14 protein-coding genes are annotated in these 16,689 nt (G+C 61.1%); 8 read left to right on the top strand and 6 right to left on the bottom strand.

What is annotated here, in order from left to right:
* Nucleotides 1-140: 140 nt before the first annotated feature.
* From G3O01_RS00790 to G3O01_RS00765, 6 genes are all read left to right on the top strand, one after another.
* A complete protein-coding gene (locus G3O01_RS00790; protein ID WP_205802535.1) occupies nucleotides 141-2,468 on the top strand; it encodes an FdhF/YdeP family oxidoreductase in 2,328 nt (775 codons plus the stop codon).
* A 70-nt stretch (nucleotides 2,469-2,538) separates the two neighbouring features.
* Entirely contained in the window at nucleotides 2,539-3,933 is a 1,395-nt protein-coding gene (locus G3O01_RS00785) for a cytochrome ubiquinol oxidase subunit I (RefSeq protein ID WP_205802534.1), read from the top strand.
* A 44-nt stretch (nucleotides 3,934-3,977) separates the two neighbouring features.
* Nucleotides 3,978-4,964: a cytochrome d ubiquinol oxidase subunit II gene (gene cydB / locus G3O01_RS00780; protein WP_205802533.1), complete on the top strand. Its 987-nt coding sequence runs from the start codon at nucleotides 3,978-3,980 to the stop codon at nucleotides 4,962-4,964.
* Nucleotides 4,965-5,093: 129 nt separating this feature from the next.
* Entirely contained in the window at nucleotides 5,094-5,915 is an 822-nt protein-coding gene (gene fdhD, locus G3O01_RS00775; protein WP_205802532.1) for a formate dehydrogenase accessory sulfurtransferase FdhD, read from the top strand.
* Between the two features lie 11 nt (nucleotides 5,916-5,926).
* Nucleotides 5,927-7,177, top strand: a complete 1,251-nt coding sequence (gene glp / locus G3O01_RS00770; RefSeq protein WP_205802531.1) for a gephyrin-like molybdotransferase Glp — start codon at nucleotides 5,927-5,929, stop codon at nucleotides 7,175-7,177.
* 124 nt (nucleotides 7,178-7,301) lie between these two features.
* The gene (locus tag G3O01_RS00765; RefSeq protein WP_205802530.1) at nucleotides 7,302-8,252 is read left to right on the top strand and encodes a LysR family transcriptional regulator; all 951 of its coding nucleotides are present in this window, start codon (nucleotides 7,302-7,304) and stop codon (nucleotides 8,250-8,252) included.
* A 34-nt stretch (nucleotides 8,253-8,286) separates the two neighbouring features.
* Here the strand turns inward: G3O01_RS00765 and G3O01_RS00760 are convergent, their stop codons facing one another.
* Nucleotides 8,287-10,440 carry an FUSC family protein gene (locus G3O01_RS00760; RefSeq protein ID WP_205802529.1) on the bottom strand — a complete coding sequence of 718 codons (2,154 nt, stop codon included), beginning with the start codon at nucleotides 10,438-10,440 and terminating at the stop codon, nucleotides 8,287-8,289.
* 388 nt (nucleotides 10,441-10,828) lie between these two features.
* Between G3O01_RS00760 and G3O01_RS00755 the strand changes: the two genes are divergently transcribed.
* Nucleotides 10,829-11,083, top strand: coding sequence for a hypothetical protein (locus tag G3O01_RS00755; RefSeq protein ID WP_205802528.1), 255 nt, complete (start codon nucleotides 10,829-10,831; stop codon nucleotides 11,081-11,083).
* 2 nt (nucleotides 11,084-11,085) lie between these two features.
* On the opposite strand, the gene G3O01_RS00750 is transcribed toward G3O01_RS00755, so the two are convergent.
* The 4 genes from G3O01_RS00750 to G3O01_RS00735 form a co-directional block, all read right to left on the bottom strand.
* Complete coding sequence (locus G3O01_RS00750; RefSeq protein WP_205802527.1) at nucleotides 11,086-11,985, bottom strand: HlyD family secretion protein; 900 nt, start codon at nucleotides 11,983-11,985, stop codon at nucleotides 11,086-11,088.
* 38 nt (nucleotides 11,986-12,023) lie between these two features.
* The gene (locus G3O01_RS00745; protein ID WP_205802526.1) at nucleotides 12,024-12,224 is read right to left on the bottom strand and encodes a DUF1656 domain-containing protein; all 201 of its coding nucleotides are present in this window, start codon (nucleotides 12,222-12,224) and stop codon (nucleotides 12,024-12,026) included.
* 42 nt (nucleotides 12,225-12,266) lie between these two features.
* Nucleotides 12,267-13,772 (bottom strand): efflux transporter outer membrane subunit, encoded by a 1,506-nt coding sequence (locus tag G3O01_RS00740; RefSeq protein ID WP_241023535.1) that lies wholly within the window; start codon nucleotides 13,770-13,772, stop codon nucleotides 12,267-12,269.
* 313 nt (nucleotides 13,773-14,085) lie between these two features.
* A complete protein-coding gene (locus G3O01_RS00735) occupies nucleotides 14,086-14,361 on the bottom strand; it encodes a DUF4148 domain-containing protein (protein WP_205802524.1) in 276 nt (91 codons plus the stop codon).
* 328 nt (nucleotides 14,362-14,689) lie between these two features.
* On the opposite strand from G3O01_RS00735, the gene G3O01_RS00730 reads away from it, so the two are divergent.
* Entirely contained in the window at nucleotides 14,690-14,986 is a 297-nt protein-coding gene (locus G3O01_RS00730; protein ID WP_205802523.1) for a hypothetical protein, read from the top strand.
* Nucleotides 14,987-15,109: 123 nt separating this feature from the next.
* On the opposite strand, the gene G3O01_RS00725 is transcribed toward G3O01_RS00730, so the two are convergent.
* On the bottom strand, nucleotides 15,110-16,582 hold the full coding sequence (locus G3O01_RS00725; protein ID WP_205802522.1) for a PLP-dependent aminotransferase family protein: 1,473 nt from the start codon (nucleotides 16,580-16,582) through the stop codon (nucleotides 15,110-15,112).
* Between the last annotated feature and the right edge of the window lie 107 nt (nucleotides 16,583-16,689).

Below are 16,689 nucleotides of genomic sequence, written 5' to 3'. Positions count from 1 at the left end.
CAAACTGTACTCTTAACCGCCCCATCGATTTGTGCGCTCCGGCCAACTGTATTTGATTCTATTCTGCTCACCAGTCGGATGCGTGAATGAAGAACCTGTCTCCAGGCTTCAGCGCAGCACAGTCAACGGGAGCCGAACTCATGGACAAACCGAAACAGCAGGGCCGTATCGAGCCATACCATCACCCCGCAGCGGGCTGGGGCGCATTGAAGTACGTCGCGATCAATCTGATCAAGGAACGCGTGTCCGGCGGCAACTACCGCACGCTCTTCAAGCAGAACCAGCCTGACGGTTTCGATTGCCCGGGCTGCGCGTGGCCCGATCGCGAACATGCTTCCACGTTCGAATTCTGCGAAAACGGTGTGAAGGCCGTCGCCGCCGAAGCGACGACCAAGCGCGTCACGCGCGAGTTTCTCGCGGCGAATACGACCGAAGCACTGATGAAGCAGACCGACTACGAACTCGAGCAGCACGGTCGTCTCACGGAACCGATGGTCTACGATCCGATGACCGACACGTACAAGCCGATCGACTGGAACGATGCGTTCGCGTTGATCGCTGCGCATCTGAACAAGCTGGAGTCGCCGCATGAAGCCGCGTTCTACACATCGGGCCGCGCGAGCAATGAAGCTGCCTATGTGTATCAGCTGTTCGTGCGCATGTTCGGCACCAACAATTTCCCCGACTGCTCGAACATGTGCCACGAAGCGACGAGCCGTGGTCTGCCGGGCACGGTGGGTATCGGCAAAGGCACGGTGACGCTCGACGACTTCGAGCACGCCGACACGATCATCATCTTCGGTCAGAACCCGGCTACGAATCACCCGCGCATGCTCGGCGAACTGCGCGAAGCCGCGCGTCGCGGCGCGACCATCGTGTCGGTGAATCCGCTGCGCGAACGCGGGCTCGAACGTTTCTCAAGCCCGCAACACCCCATCGAAATGCTGACGATGGGCAGCACGAAGATCGCCTCGCTGTTCATCCAGCCGAAACTCGGCGGCGACTTTGCGCTGATCAAGGGCGTCGCAAAACATATCCTTGAACTCGACGATATTGCGGTCGAAAACGGCACGGAGCGTGTTCTCGATCTCGACTTCATCGCGCGTCATACGCTGGGCTTCGAAGCATTCGCAGAAGATCTGCGCAATGAAGACTGGTCGCTGCTGGAACGCGAATCGGGCGTCGCACGCGAAGACATCGAAGCGCTCGGCCGAATCTACGCGAACGGCAAGCGCACCATCGCCACGTGGGGCATGGGTATCACGCAGCACAAGCATTCGCATCAGACCGTTCACATCCTGTCGAACCTGATGATGATGAAGGGCAATATCGGCCGGCTCGGTGCGGGTCTGTGTCCCGTGCGCGGACACTCGAACGTGCAGGGCAACCGCACGGTCGGCATCGAAGAAAGACCTTCTACGGAGTTCCTCGATCGTCTCGCACAGGTCTACAACTTCGAACCGCCGCGCGGGCAAGGACTCGACGTCGTGGAAACAGTGGAAGGCATGCTCGAAGGTCACGTGAAGGTGTTTATCGGCCTGGGCGGCAACTTCGCGATGGCGACGCCCGACACGTTCCGCACGTGGGACGGCCTGCGTTCCTGCGACCTGACGGTGCACATCACCACCAAGCTCAATCGCAGCCACCTCGTGCACGGCAAGCACGCCCTCATTCTGCCGACGATGGGCCGCACGGAAATCGACATTCGCAACGGCGTCTCGCAAGGCGTGACCGTCGAGGATTCGATGAGCATGGTGCACATTTCGTACGGCATGAATACGCCCGCGTCGAAGCACCTGATGTCGGAGACAGCCATCGTCGCGAACATCGCGCATGCGACGCTTGGCGACAGCAAGGTCAAATGGCTCGCCTTTGCCGACGACTACTCGCTGATCCGCGACGACATCGCCAAGGTGTTCGACGACTTCGCCAACTACAACGAACGCATCAAGCATCCGGGCGGCTTCCATCTGCGCGTCGCATCGCGCGAACTGGACTGGCAGACCTCGACGGGCAAGGCGAACTTCGTCGTTCACGCTGTCCAGGAAGACACGCCGATCAAGCGCGCACAGAAGATTCACGGCGAACGCCTGATGACGCTAATGACCACACGCTCGCACGATCAGTACAACACGACCATCTACGCACTCGACGACCGCTATCGCGGCGTGTTCGGCCAGCGCCGCGTCGTGTTCATCAATCCCGCCGACATCGAAATGCTCGGCTTCAAGAATGGCGACTGGGTCGACATGACAACCGTCTGGGATGACGGCGTCGAACGTCGTGCGAATTCGTTCCGGCTCGTCGAATACGACATTCCGCGCGGCTGCATCGGCGCATATTACCCGGAGACCAATCCGCTCGTGCCGCTGCACAGCGTGGGCGATGTCTGCAATACGCCGACTTCCAAATCGATTCCCGTATTGCTGCATCACTCCGCCGAGCCGGAAGTCGCTCATCCGTTCTGACCCGTCACTTTGTATCCCACCGGGCGCGCTCCCCTTCGCGCCCGGCGTCAACCTGGAAATGGTATCTGTCATGTCTCTGGAAGCCCTCCACCTGGCACGCGGTCAGTTCGCGATGACCGCCATCTTTCACATACTGTGGCCGATTCTCACGATCAGCCTTTCCGCATTCCTGCTCGTCGTGGAAACGCTGTGGGTCAAGACCAACGAAGTCGTCTGGTACCGGCAGGCGCGCTTCTGGAGCAAGCTGCTGTTGCTGAACTTCGCCGTCGGCGTGGTCAGCGGCATTCCGATGGAGTTTCAGTTCGGCACCAACTGGGGGCCGTTCTCAAACTACACGGGGCAATTCTTCGGCAACATTCTCGGCTTTGAAGGCGCGATGGCGTTCATGCTCGAGGCGGGCTTTGTCGGCATCATGATGCTCGGCTGGGGCCGCGTGCCCAAGGGCGTGCATCTGTTCGCAACCGCCATGGTCGCGCTCGGCTCGACGCTCTCCGCGTTCTGGATCATGGTCGCGAATTCGTGGATGCAGACGCCCGCTGGCGTGACCGTCGAGAACGGCAAGCTGGTCGTGACGAGCTATATGAAGGCCATTTTCAATCCGGACATGTTCTGGGGCGTCAGCCATATGTGGTTCGCCGCGCTCGAAACCGGCCTCGTCGTCGTCGCGGGTATCTCCGCGTATTACCTGTTCAAGCGCCGCAACCCCGAATTTTTCATCCGCTCGTTCAAGGTCGCGCTGCTGTTGCTCGCGTTCGTCGCGCCTGTGCAGATCTGGCTCGGCGATTCGAGCGGTGTCGATGTGTTCGAAACGCAGCCTGCCAAGGGCGCGGCCATCGAAGGCCACTGGGAAACCAACGCACCGGGCACGGGCGCGTCGTGGTCGCTGATTGCATGGCCGGACAAGGCGAAGCAAGGCAACGACTGGTCGCTCGAAGTCCCCGGCTTGCTGAGCGTGCTCGGCACACACAGCCTGCACGGCCAGGTCAAGGGTCTGAAGGACATCCCCGTGGCTGACCAGCCGCCGATGCTGCCGCTCCTCTACTACGCATTCCGCGCGATGGCGGGTATCGGCTTCCTGTTCATGGTGCTCGCGTTCTGGACGATCTACGTGTTCCGCAAGACGCGCGGCAATTTCGAAGCGCTGCTCGCGCAGAAGAAGCTGTTCCTCGCGTGGGTGCTGGCGATTCCGCTGCCGTATATCGCGGTGGAATGCGGCTGGATCGTGCGTGAAGTCGGCCGCCAGCCGTGGGTCGTGTATGGACTGCTGCGCACCGAGCATGCGGCGTCTGCCGTGTCTTCGACGGCGATCAGCGGCAGCATGCTGATGTTCGCTGCGTTCTATGTGGTGCTGATCACGTCGTTCTTCATCTTCGCGCGCCGCTGGCTGAAAAACGGTCCCGACCTGACGCTGCAACCGCCCGTCGAGCCCGCGCCGCGCACGACGCAACAGGCAATCGAATACTGATTCGCCCGTCTGCCCATTCAATGCTCTTATCGACAGGCTGAAAAATGAACGCCGTGACAACACAGGAATTACTCAGTAACGCATGGTTCGGCATCATCGGACTCATGCTCGTCTTCTACGTGATAACGGACGGATTCGACCTTGGCGTCGGCATCCTTACGCTATTCCGCCGTAAAGAGTCTGACCGCGACGTGATGATCCAGTCGATCGGCCACGTCTGGGACGCCAATGAAACGTGGCTGGTCGCTCTCGGCGGCGCGCTGTTCGGCGCGTTCCCGGCGGCGTACTCGCTGCTGCTCACGCAACTGTACGTGCCCGTGATGCTGCTGATCGCGAGCCTCATCATGCGCGGCGCGTCCATCGAGTTCCGCCATGCGGCGCATCGCAGCAAGCCCGTGTGGGATGCCGTGTTCGGCATCGGCAGCCTGCTCACTGCCATCTGCCAGGGCATCGTGCTCGGCAAGGTGCTGACGGGTCTCGTGCCCGGCATCGACAACGCGGCCTTCGTCGCCGTCACCGCCATCGGCGTGGTGTCCGGCTATTCGCTGCTCGGCGCGACGTGGCTCATCAAGAAGACGACGGGCGCGATCGAAGACGCCTCACGCCGTTACGCGACTTATGCCGTGTTCACAACGGTGATCGCTGCGATCGTCGTGTCGCTCGGTACCGTGAAGATCAGCCCGGTTGGCGTGACGCGCTGGGACGACATTGGTGTCTTCCACGTGCTGCTCGCGCTGGCCGTGCTGGCTGCCGGCGCGTTCGCGTATATCCTCTACGCGATCCGGATGCGCGGCGAACATAGCCCGTTCGTTGCGTCGATGGTGCTGTTCGTGGTGTCGTTCGCGGGCCTCGCGATCAGCCTGTTCCCGTACATCGTGCCAGGGCAGCTGTCGATCGCGTCTGCAGCCTCGGATGGCACGACGCTCGTGTTCATGCTGTTCGGCATCGGCATCGTGTTTCCGATCATGATCGGCTACAACCTGTTCCAGTATCACCTCTTCCGTGGCAAGGTCGTGCCCGTCAAGCACTGATCGTCGGCTTCGCGACATGACGCCGGTGCGCGCGCTCGACGCCGCACCGGCGTTTGCATGAGACCCGCGGCCTGAGGCCGCACACCTGTGTGCGCCGGACAGGCGGCCCACTGCAACTGGATTTGACTTATGAACCTGACCGTGTGCGACGGTACTGTGCTACAGCATGTGACCCGTGTGCGCGACGGCGCAATCAGCACGTCCGACGACCTCGTCGTGCAGGAAATGCCCGTTTCACTCGCGTTCAACGGCACGTCACACGCGGTGATGATGTGCACGCCCTGCGACCTCGAAGCATTTGCCGTCGGATTTTCGCTGACAGAAGGTCTTGTCGACCGCGCCGCCGATATTCTCGACGTGTCAGTCGAACGTCATGCGGACAGTGCCGTTGTCGACATCACGATCACCTCCGAAGCCTTGACGCGCGTCAGACAGATGCGGCGAACGCTCGCGGGCCGCACGGGCTGCGGCGTATGTGGAATCGAAAGTATCGATCTGCTCGACATGCAGCCGCACCCCGTTCGCGATTCCAGCGCAGCGCGCGACGTGAGTGCAGCCGCGATCGGGCGCGCGGCGCGCGAGTTTCCCGAATGGCAGAATCTGATGCGCAGCACAGGCGCCGCGCACGCAGCCGGCTGGTGCTCGCTGAACGGTGCGGTGCTCGCCGTGATGGAAGATGTCGGGCGCCACAACGCGCTCGACAAGCTGATCGGCAAGCTCGTGGAGCGCGATGTCGATCTGACGCACGGCTTCGTTTTCATGTCCAGCCGAGCCAGCTATGAACTCGTGCGCAAGGCGGCGAGACTCGATATTCCGATGATCGCGACCATTTCCGCGCCCACGTCACTCGCGATACGCATCGCCCAGCAGGCCCACATGCGGCTGGTAAGCTTTTGCCGTAAGGACGGATTCGTCGAATATTGCGCAGCGCCTCTGCTGCAAAAGGCATGAGGTCATACACAATGAATCAGGGTTTGGAAACGGGCGTCGCTGAAAAGCCGGATCTGCTGGCCGATTTTGATTCCGTGCAGCAGTCGCTGCTTGCCGCTACCCCCACGCTCGATCTGGGCGAACAGCTTTCACTCGAGGAATGCGCCGGGCGCGTCCTGCTCGACGACGTGATCGCCGCTCACGACATGCCGCATGCCGACAACAGCGCGATGGACGGCTACGCGATCCGCTACGCGGACTATGCCGACGGCGCTACGTTTCCCGTTCAGGACTGCCATTACGCGGGCGACATGCCGCCGCCGCTGCAGCCCGGCAAGGCGACGCGGCTTTTCACGGGCAGCCTGCTGCCGGAAGGCGCAGACACAGTCGTCATGCAGGAACATGTCTCCTCGGACGGCGAGTGCATCCGGATCAACAAGCCAATACGCGCGGGGCAGCATGTGCGGCGCCGCGGCGAGTTCGCCCGGCACGGCGATACACTGATCGCCAGAAGCACGCTTCTGAATGCCGCGCACACCGGCCTGCTTGCGATGCAGGGCATCGGCTGGGTCCGCGTGCAGCGCAAGCTGCGCGTCGGCATTCTGACGACGGGCGACGAACTCGTGCGCGTTGGTGAACCGTTGCGCGCGGAACAAAGCTACGACAGCAACGGACCGATGCTCTCCGCGCTCGTGCGCGGCATGGGTGCGTCCGTCACGGCGCGCCTGCATGCGAAGGACGATTTCACGCAAACGCGCGCTGCAATCGCGCATCTGCTCGCGCATTCCGACCTCGTCATCAGCGCGGGCGGCATTTCGACGGGCGAGAAAGACCTGCTGCACTCGGTTCTCGATTCGCTCGGCGGCGAACTGGAAGTCTGCAAGGTGCGCATGAAGCCTGGCAAGCCGTTTTCGGTCGGCACCGTAGCGGGCAAGAAGCTCGTGTGCCTGCCGGGCAATCCTGGCGCGGCGTATGTGGTGTTTGCGTTGATGGTCAGCCCGATGTTGCGGCAGCTTCAGGGACGCAGCGCGGTACTTCCTCGCACGCCGCGTCTGCCGCTGGTTGGCCGCACCCGCGTGGCGGGACATCGCGACGAGTTCATCCGCGTCGAGCTGCGCGTTGCATCCGACGGCACGCAGCAATTGCATCCGTTCGATCAGCAAAGCCCCGGCTCGCTCAATACGCTGGCTGCCGCGACGGGTCTCGCGCGCATTCGGGCAGGCGGCAGCGCCAATGAAGGCGAACGCGTCGAGTACTACGACTTCGACACCTGGCTTGCCTGACGCGGCACTACCCCATCAGCGGCAGCGTGCGAATACACAAGCAGATTCGCGCGCGGCGCCGCAACATCGAGCCATTGGCCGTACCCAGCCTGTACCAATCAATCAAATCCGATATCCCAGTCTTATGGACATGATTCAGAACATGCGCGTCTTTACGCGTGTCGTTGAAAGCGGCAGCTTTACGGCGGCCGCGCTGACATTCGATGCGGCGCCCAGCGCCATGTCGCGCGCCGTCACCGAACTGGAAACCCATCTGCGCGCACGGCTGCTTACGCGCTCCACGCGCAGTCTCGCGCTGACGCCCGCCGGGCAGGTCTATCTGGAACGCTGCAAGCAGATCCTGTCCGACCTCGCGAGCGCCGAAGAAGCGGTGAACGAAGCGCACCAACGCCCGGCAGGCACGCTGCGTATCGTCAGCTATGCGAGCATTGGCCAGCACTACATTCTTCCCGCGATCTCGAAGTACCGCACGATCTATCCCGATGTGCGCGTTGAACTGACGCTGACGCAAAACACGCCCGCGCTGTATGCAATGGGCGCGGACGTCGCCATTTTCCCGGCCTCGTCGCTGTCGGACTCGGAAATGATTTCGCACACGCTCGGCTCGACGCATAACGTGCTGTGCGCGTCGCCGGAATATGCGCGTGCTCGCGGGCTGCCCGACACACCGTCCGAACTCGCAGCGCACGATTGCCTGACGCTGAGCATGCCCGGCTTTCCGACCTGCGAGTGGATGTTCGAAAAGGACGGCAAAACGGAAGCGGTGCACGTCGACAGCCTGTTGCAGGCGAATATCGCCGAATCGCTGATCGTCGCGATGCGCAATGGCATGGGGATCGGCGCACTGCCTTCGTATGCCGCGGTTCCCGCGTTGAAGGACGGCAGCCTTGTGCGCGTGCTGCCGCAATACTCGCTGCACAAGATGAACATCTATGTGCTGTATCCCGCAGGCAAATTCATCGACGCGCGCACGAAGACCTGGGTATCGTTCGTGCGAGATTACGTTTCTGAACTGATTACGCGCGATGAAGCGGCGCTTGAGCTGCCTGTCGTCGAGAACTTCATCTCGATCTGATCCCACGTCGGGCCGTGCCATCGCGGCCCCTTTTCTAACGGAAGTGGAACGGCGCTTCCTTGTCGATCAGCGTGCTGCGCATGAACCGCAGGCACGCTCGCATGCGTCGCACCTGCTGGATCTTATGCGTCGCGCCATACAGCTCATCGAGCATGTTTCCCGCCACGCCGATTTGCGCATCGATTGCCGCGATGCATTGCGTGAGGTTCGCCTTGGTCGGGTCGTCGAAAAGTCGCGAGAGCTTGCCCATCGTCCTGTCCGTCAACGCCAACCATTCCGGACGAATGATCGTCACGAAATGCGCGTCGCGGTTTTCGGTTCTCAGATCGATTGCCGCATGGCCGATTTCGAGCACGGCAAGCATCCATAGCAACGCGTCGTCATAGCCTTTCGGGTGTTGCGGCGCGAGTGCGCGAAGCTGAGACATCATGTCGTGCGTGCTCGACTGGAATATCTCCTTCAAACCGTCGGGTAACGCCGTGCATGTCAGTCTGACCTGTCCACGCAAGTCGCGTGTCAGCGCAGCCAGCCGCCATGGAATTTCGACCGGGAACACAACAGCGAACGCAAGCGCACAAGCCAGCATCGAGATCGTCAATGCGAGTCCATTGTTCAGCAATTGCTGCGGCATATAGTGGATCACGTTGTCGGGGCCGGCCAGCACGCAGAAGAAGATGCAGAAGCTCACGCCGTAGCCCGTCAGTTTCGGACGCGTGGCGAGGAATGCGCCGAATCCAAGCAATGGCGCAAGCACATAGCACAGCAGCGGAAACCCTGTGATGTTCGGATACAGAAACGCGAGTGCGAGATAACCCATTGCCGTGGCTGCCACCGCGCCGCCCGCCATCTGCATGCAGAACCTGGCCGGCTTCGGCGAGTTCGAACTCAGTGCAGCAGTCGCCGCCGCGCCAATGATCGCGTAGCCACCGCTCGGCCAGTCACTCGACAGCCAGAACGCGCCGATCGTACCGAGTATCACAGCTGTCGTGACGAACGTGAGCAAGACCACGTAGCGATTGGTCTTTACGACATACTTCACTTCCGTGTCTTCCAGCGCGTGCCGTTGATAGGCGAGCGACACATACGTCTGCGCATAGCGGACATAGCCTGATGCAAACGCTTCGAGCAATTCGATCGCCGTGTCGAAGTCGAGCTGCTCCTCTTCATTCAGCAGTTCGCCTGTGTCGTTCAGCGCCGCGCGTGCCTGCGCGGACAGCATGTTGCGAAACGTCGCGACGCTAGCCGCCTTTTCACCGACGTAGATATCGTCCACCATTGCGGGATCGCTATGCACGGCGATCAGATGCGCCAGTTCCTGCGCGAACGGCGTGACGATTCCAACGATACGCGCCCGGTCAGACATGCCGACTCGTGACATGAAACGATGCAGCGCATGCAGCCGCGTGCAGAGATCCATGAAGTCGCTATTGAGCCGCGCAAGGCGCTTCGTCCTGGCGCGGATATCCGGATCTTCGAACGACGCGAACGCGCGCGTCGTTTCGAATCCCACCACGCTGTCGACGAACTCGCCGTACCTGGCCCGAAAAGCAGTCGCGTCGATATCCTCGGTCAACGAGCGCGCGGCGAAGGTCGAAAAGTTGGCGAAGCGTTCGCGCCGCATATGTTTGAGCCGTGTGCCCGACCATTGCGGAAACACGATTGCGCTGACGAGACCCGAGCAGAGAATGCCGAGCAAGACCTCTGCGCCCCGATTGAGCGCCGCGATGAACAGCCCGTCAGGATTGAGCACAGTCGGAATGCCGATCAGCGCAGCCGTGTAGCCCGCCAGCACGAATGCGTACCACTGGAAACTCCGGTAGCGAATTGCGGCAGCCGTGCACAGCGCCACCCACAGGCTCATACCTACGACATACAGCGACGCCTGCTGCGGAAACAACGCACCAAGCGCGACGGCTGCAATTGCGCCCGCAAGCGTGCCGAGCACGCGGTAGAAGCTCTTCGACAACACCATGCCGCTGAGCGGCTGCATCAGCACGAAGACGGTCGCCATCGCCGTGCGAGGCGCGGGTATTTCCAGCTTCATCGCGATGCCCATTGCAAGGAACGCAGCGATCAGCGTCTTCGCCAGATGCAGCCAGATCAAGCCGTTGGTCGCACCCCAATGCGACACATGCATGCGCATCGATCTGAGCCATGCGCGTTCGGCCCGCGAGACCGTCATTTCCATGCAGAAACCTTTCTTCGATGTTCATTGCCCGCGTAACGCATTTTTCGAACGCGAACGCAGCGGCTAAAAAAATACCCAAGCCGCAGGGGCTTGGGCGAATCCATCAGGGTTGATGGAGAGGGTCTACGATACGGGTCAAATGGCCTTGCGAAGCACGAAAACGGGTTCCGTGTGACGCGCATCCATGTTGATCTTTCTGGCCCGCCCGCGCTGCCCTGCACGAACGGAAGTTTCTGTATCGCCCGCTGCCGGCGGGTATCACGCAATCTTCAACTGTCCACTGCGGGACGTCGTTCAACTGTGTATCCCACGCGTCGCGCACGCCGGTATGGTGTAGACATGAGGCAGCCGCTTTCTTCCGGTTGCCCGCTACACATGGCATCGACATATGGAACACGACACCGTCACCGAAGCAACCCTGCTCAACCTGTTGCGCGTCATCGCGCAGGCAACCGATCCAGAAGGGAATCTCGTCACCACGAAAACCATCGCAAAGCAAACCGGTTTGCCACTGGAACTCGCCACCCGTTTCATCTTTGGCCTCGCCGACGCCGAGGCCGTCGAACTCGAATCTTGCGGACGGCGCGACACGTCGGTACGGATCACGCGCTTCGGCCAGGAGATCCTGCAAACGGAGTCCTGATCTCACGACGTCGTGCCGCGCAGCGAGAGCGGGTGTGTCCTGTCGTCACTTTTGACGACGACGGTGCACGTGGTGCCCGCGGCAAGCTCGACGCCATCCGGCACCGAATCGATCTTGATGCGCACCGGCACGCGCTGCGCGAGCCGCACCCAGTTGAACACGGGGTCGACATTGGCGATCAGTTCCTTGCTCTCGGGGTTGTCCTGGTCGTAGATGCCGCGCGCGAGGCTCTCCACGTGACCTTGCAGCTCACCGCCGCCAAGAAGACGCATCTCGGCCTTGTCGCCGACTTTCACATGCGGCAGCTTGGTTTCTTCGAAGTAGCCGTACACCCAGAACGAATGTGCATCCACGACAGCAAGCTTCGCGGTGGAGATCGTCGCGTAGTCGCCTTGCCATGTGGTCAGATTCGTCACATAGCCGTCCACGGGCGACACGACCCGCGTTCTCGACAGATTGAGCTTCGCGGCATCGAGCGCGGCGACGGCTTCCTCATACGCGGCCTGCGCGGCGTCGGCCGAATGCTGCGAGTCTTCCTTCGTTTCCGTCGATACCACCTCGTTATCGAGCGCCGCACGGCGTTTCGCGTTGTCGCGCCGCAACGCCAGTTCTGCCTTGCGCGCAGCCACCGTGGCCTCCGCCTGCTGGACCGCGATCTCGTAGTGCGACGGATCGATCTGCATCAACAGATCGCCCTTCTTGACGAACTGGTTGTCGTGCACAGGCAGCCCGACGATGATGCCCGACACGTCCGGCGCAACGGTCACGATTTCAGCGTGGACGCGCCCGTCGCGCGTCCACGGTGCGTACATGTAGTGCACCCACAGCACGCGGCCCACTATCGCGGCGATCAGAACGAACAACGTCGTCGCGAGCGCCCCTACGATCTGCTTGCCTTTCATTTCGTCCTCTTGTTTCGTTCTCTTGTTTCGTTCTCTTGTCACCGGTACACGAACAGACTCAAGCCGCCGCACACGATCACGAGCAGACTCGCGCGAAAGAGCGCCGGATGCCACACGACCTTGTAGAGCGACACGTAGGCAAGCACGCGGTCGAGCAACCACGTCAGCCCCGCGCCGCCGAGACAGATCAGAATCAGGCTCGGCATGTAGGTGTCGAAGAATGCAATCTCACGCGGCATGGTCGGGTTCCAGTACGAAGCTTGAATGGAGTTCGGCGGCCGTCATTGACTCGCCTTCGGTTCAGCAGGCTTTTCGCCGAGGCCAAACGGATGCAGGCTTGCTTTCGGCAAGGTCTGATCGGATGAAGGACCATCCGAAGGCTGTGCGAGCCCACCGCCCAGCGCGACAACCAGCGATGCGCGGTTGTTCAGCCGTTCCGCCTGCACTTTCGCGAGACTCTCCTGTGCGTGCAGCAGTTGTGTCTGCGCGATCAGCACATTGACGTAGTCGGTGAGGCCCTGCGTAAAGCCCTTTTTCGCGAGGTCATAGTTCCTCTGCGCGATCGAAACGGAACGCTCCGCATCGTCCTGCTGCGTTTGCAGCGAGCGCATGTGCACCACTTCGTCGGATATCTCTTTCAGCGCGTTGACGATGCTCTGGTTGTAGTCGTCCACCGCTTCGTCGTAGCTCGCCGATGCTGCGCCCAGTTGCGAGCGCAGGCGGCCACCGTTGAAGATGGGCAGCGACAATGCGGGCCCCGCAGTCCACCCGCCGCTCATCGATTTGAGGAACTGGAACAATGGACCGGCCGCCGCGTAACCGCCCACCGATGCCAGCAGATTGATGTCCGGATAGAACTCGGCTTTCGCCACGTCGATGCCGCGTGCCTGCGCGGCAACCGTCCATCGCGCGGCAACCACATCGGGACGATGGCCGATCAGGTCGGCGGGAATCGTCGACGGCAATGCTGTCGGCGCACTCATCGCGAGGCTCGGGCGCTTCAATGCATCGCCTGCGCCCGGACCTTTTCCTGCCAGCGCGGCGAGCCGGTTCCGGTTCAGCGCAATCGATTCTTCAACGGCATCCACGCGCCGCTCGTAGTCGGGAATCGGCGTTTGTGCCTGCGTGACTTCGAGTTCCGTGCCGAGACCGCCCTTGAAGCGCTTCACGGCGATTTCCGCGATCTTCTTCTGTTGATCGAGCGTGGCGTTCGCAATGTCGAGCAACTGATAGTTCAGCGAGAGATCCACATACGTGCGCACCACGTTCGCTTCGAGTTCGAGTTGTGCAGCTCGTTCATCGGCGGCTGTCGCGTGCGCGAAATCGAGTGCCTTGAGCGCGCCGTTCCTGTCCTTGCTCCACACATCGAGGTGATACGAGAATTGCAGCGCGGCTGTGTTGTCCCACGTCGTCGCATCCGCGAGCGGACCGGGGCCATAAAACACGTTGTCGGGCCAGCCATGACGCTGCACGGACATGTTGCCGTTCACTTGCGGCGCGAGCGCCGAACGGGCGATGCCCATCACCGCCTGCGCCTCGCGGATTCTCGCCTGCGCAGCCGCCAGCGACGGACTGCCGCTCACCGCCATCGCGACCCAGTCATTCAATTGCGGATCGTCATAAACGGTCCACCAGTCGGATGCGGGCCATTGCGCGTCGGTATCGGCCGCGCGTATTGCCTTGCCCGCATCGAGCGATGCGGGATCGGATTGTTCTGCCTGAGCGTGGATGCCACCCGTACTCGCGCATCCGACTAATGTCAATGAAACGCCGAGAACCGTAGCCATGGCCGCTCGCTTCCATATCGGCGCCAACACAGTTCAACCTCTCCAAAGAAACCCGACGCATGGCGAGTTATGTTTTTGCCATTGCGCCAAACAATGCGGCACCCGGAGAGTGCGAACAGATTCGCATTCTCCCGACATTCGAATACTTCACTGGATGTCTTGCCGCGATGAAACGATGACCCGCGTTATCGCTTGCTTTCGATGCTTGCGCGAACCATGTCAGACACGGAATGACGATACGGGGTATCCCATCCGCTCACTTTCGGAATCCTTCCGCGCGCATTGAAAATGCACGCTGCCTTTCTTTCGCGACCTATCCCGCTGCGCAACTGCCGGGTTGCGAGCTGACAGCGACATGACCCTCGGCTTTCTGTTTCGCCTTCTGCGCCGCGAGCCTTGCCTCGGCCGCCTGGATCCGGTCCGGATAATCCTCCGCGTCGCCGTCCCACAGGTGATAGCCCGCATGCTCCAGTTCGACCAGTTGGGCGCGAACCTGCGCGCGCGTCAGCGCACACGGCGCTTGCGCAAAGGCTACAGCGGGCACCGCGAGTGCGATGGAAAGAACGATGGCTCGACGAAGGGCATTCATAAGGCTGGCTCCTGCACGGGTTGCGACGATGATCCGTCAGTCACAGGTATGAAGTCTAAGAGCCAGAACGGACATGAATAAGGGGTCGGGCGGGTAAGGAGAATTGCTCGGTTTCAGCGGTATCGGCGTGCGTGGAAACGCTTGCAGGCACCTGACGCGACAACATGTCGCGTATCGATCCGGTTCGCCGATTACTCACGAATCCGGCAAGTAAGCGTTCCCGACTATGGCCTTATTCTCCGCCGCTTCGCCTTATAGACTTGTTTCAACGTTGACGCACATCTGTTCAACGAACTTTCGATCCCTGATCATTATTGGAGTACCAGCCATGAAAACCCGCCTCATTGCCGCCGCCCTTCTTGCCGCTACTGCACTCGTATCCGCTCCTGTGTTCGCCAGCGGCTATGGTCCGGCGCCTTACTACAATCCGGCTGTTGGCGCGCCCGCTTCGCAACAGGGTCCGTCCGCCTCGGTCGCGCAAGGCGGCGACACGGGTTCGACGTCGTACGGCGGCGTGGCTGCAGGTGCATCGCAATCCGGTTCGCACAGCCTGTTCCACAAGCGCACCGGCGATAATTCGTGCGTCGGTCCCGTCAGCTACTGCAACACCTACTTCGGCAGCTAAGTGCCTATGCGTGATTTCGCATCGCACCTGAATCGCCCTTTACATCAGCGGTTGGCTTTGTTTCGAAGCTGCCGCTGATTTGCCTCACACGCTGCCTTTCTGTTCACTGCGCTATCGCGTCACTCAACGCGCCATCACGTCCTCTTCCGTGCTCGCCTCTCTGCGTTGAAACGAAACAACGCGCGCCGCAATCTTGCCAAGCGTAACGATCGAACCCTCGATTTCCGGCGACCATGCATAGCTGTAGTTCAGGCGGAACGCATTGCCGTACTGGCTCGAACGCGAAAACATGCAGCCCGGTCCAATTGTGATGCCGTTATCAATCGCGTTTCGGTAGAGTCGCATCGAATCCGTCGAATGCGGTAGCTCGACCCACAACAGATAACCGCCCGCCGGGTTGGTCATCTTCGTACCTTCAGGAAAGAAGCGTTCGACAGCGCTGCGCATCAGACTGACATGCTGCATCAGCGTGCGCCTCACGCGTCGCAAATGATGGTCGTAACCGTCGTTCTCCAAAAACTCCGCAATCGCAAGCTGCGCGCTGGATGGCGTCGTCAGCGTATTGAGCAGCTTTAACCGTTCGATCTGCGCGCGATAGCGGCCCGCCAACACCCAGCCGATGCGTAATGCAGGCGTGAGACTCTTCGAGAACGAAGCGCACTGTAAAACCAGTCCCTGCGTGTCGTATTGTTTCAAGGTGCCAGGCGGCGCGTCGCCGAAGTACAACTCGTTGTACACGGCGTTCTCGATGACAGGCACCTGATGCCGGTTCGTCAGCTCGATCAGCGCCCGCTTGCGCTCGTCAGGCATCTGATAGCCGAGTGGATTGTGGAAGTTCGGCATCAGCAGGCAGGCATCGACCTGTTTCGTTTCGATCAGCTTCGCGAGTGCGTCGACATCGATGCCCGTTGTCTGGTCGGTCGGTACTTCGACCACGCGCATGCCCATTCGCTCGATGGTGTGAGATATCGCGTAGAACGTGGGCGATTCGACGGCAATCGCATCGCCTGGTCGCGCCACGGCCTGCAGGCTCAGATTGATCGCTTCCGTTGCACCGAGCGTGACGACGATCTCGGCGGGATCGATTGCTGCGCCATTCTCCAGATAACGGCGCGCGATCTGCCGGATCAGTTCGGGCTTGCCGGGCGGCAATTCGGACGGCACGCCCCAGAAGGTCTGCTGACGCGCAATCGCATGCGCATAGCGGTTGATCCTTTGCAGCGGAAAGAGCGCGGTATCCGGATACGGCGAGCCAAGCGGAACCGCGCCATTTACACCGATCGAATGCAATGTGGACAGCACGAGACCGCTGATGTCGATCTGCGAAGGCTCAGTTCCCGCATCGGCTGCGGCGGCATGCGTCAGTGCAGGCTTGGTCCCTGCGGCGCTGCGCACGCGCACGAAATAGCCGGATTGCGGCCGGCTTTCGATCATCCCGCGGCTTTCGAGCAGCAGATACGCGCGAATCACCGTCGTAATGCTCAACTGATGGTTCTGGCTCGTCTGCCGCACGGATGGAATGCGCTCACCAGGCAGCAGCACGCCGCGCCGGATCTGTTCCTCGATTGCGTCAGCCAGCTTCTCGTATAGCTTCACGGTCTGTCACCCAGAAAATGAAAAAGCCGCGCCTTGCACGACGGCGCGGCCTTTCCGGTGGCATGCAATGTAATACGCGTTTGTGTGTCGCCCAGGCTTTTGCCGAT

Origin of the sequence: Burkholderia sp. Ac-20365, assembly GCF_017104715.1 — a bacterium.
Classification (GTDB): domain Bacteria; phylum Pseudomonadota; class Gammaproteobacteria; order Burkholderiales; family Burkholderiaceae; genus Paraburkholderia.
The sequence above is the reverse complement of the archived record's forward strand: the minus strand, read 5'-3'. Positions and strand labels throughout refer to the sequence as shown.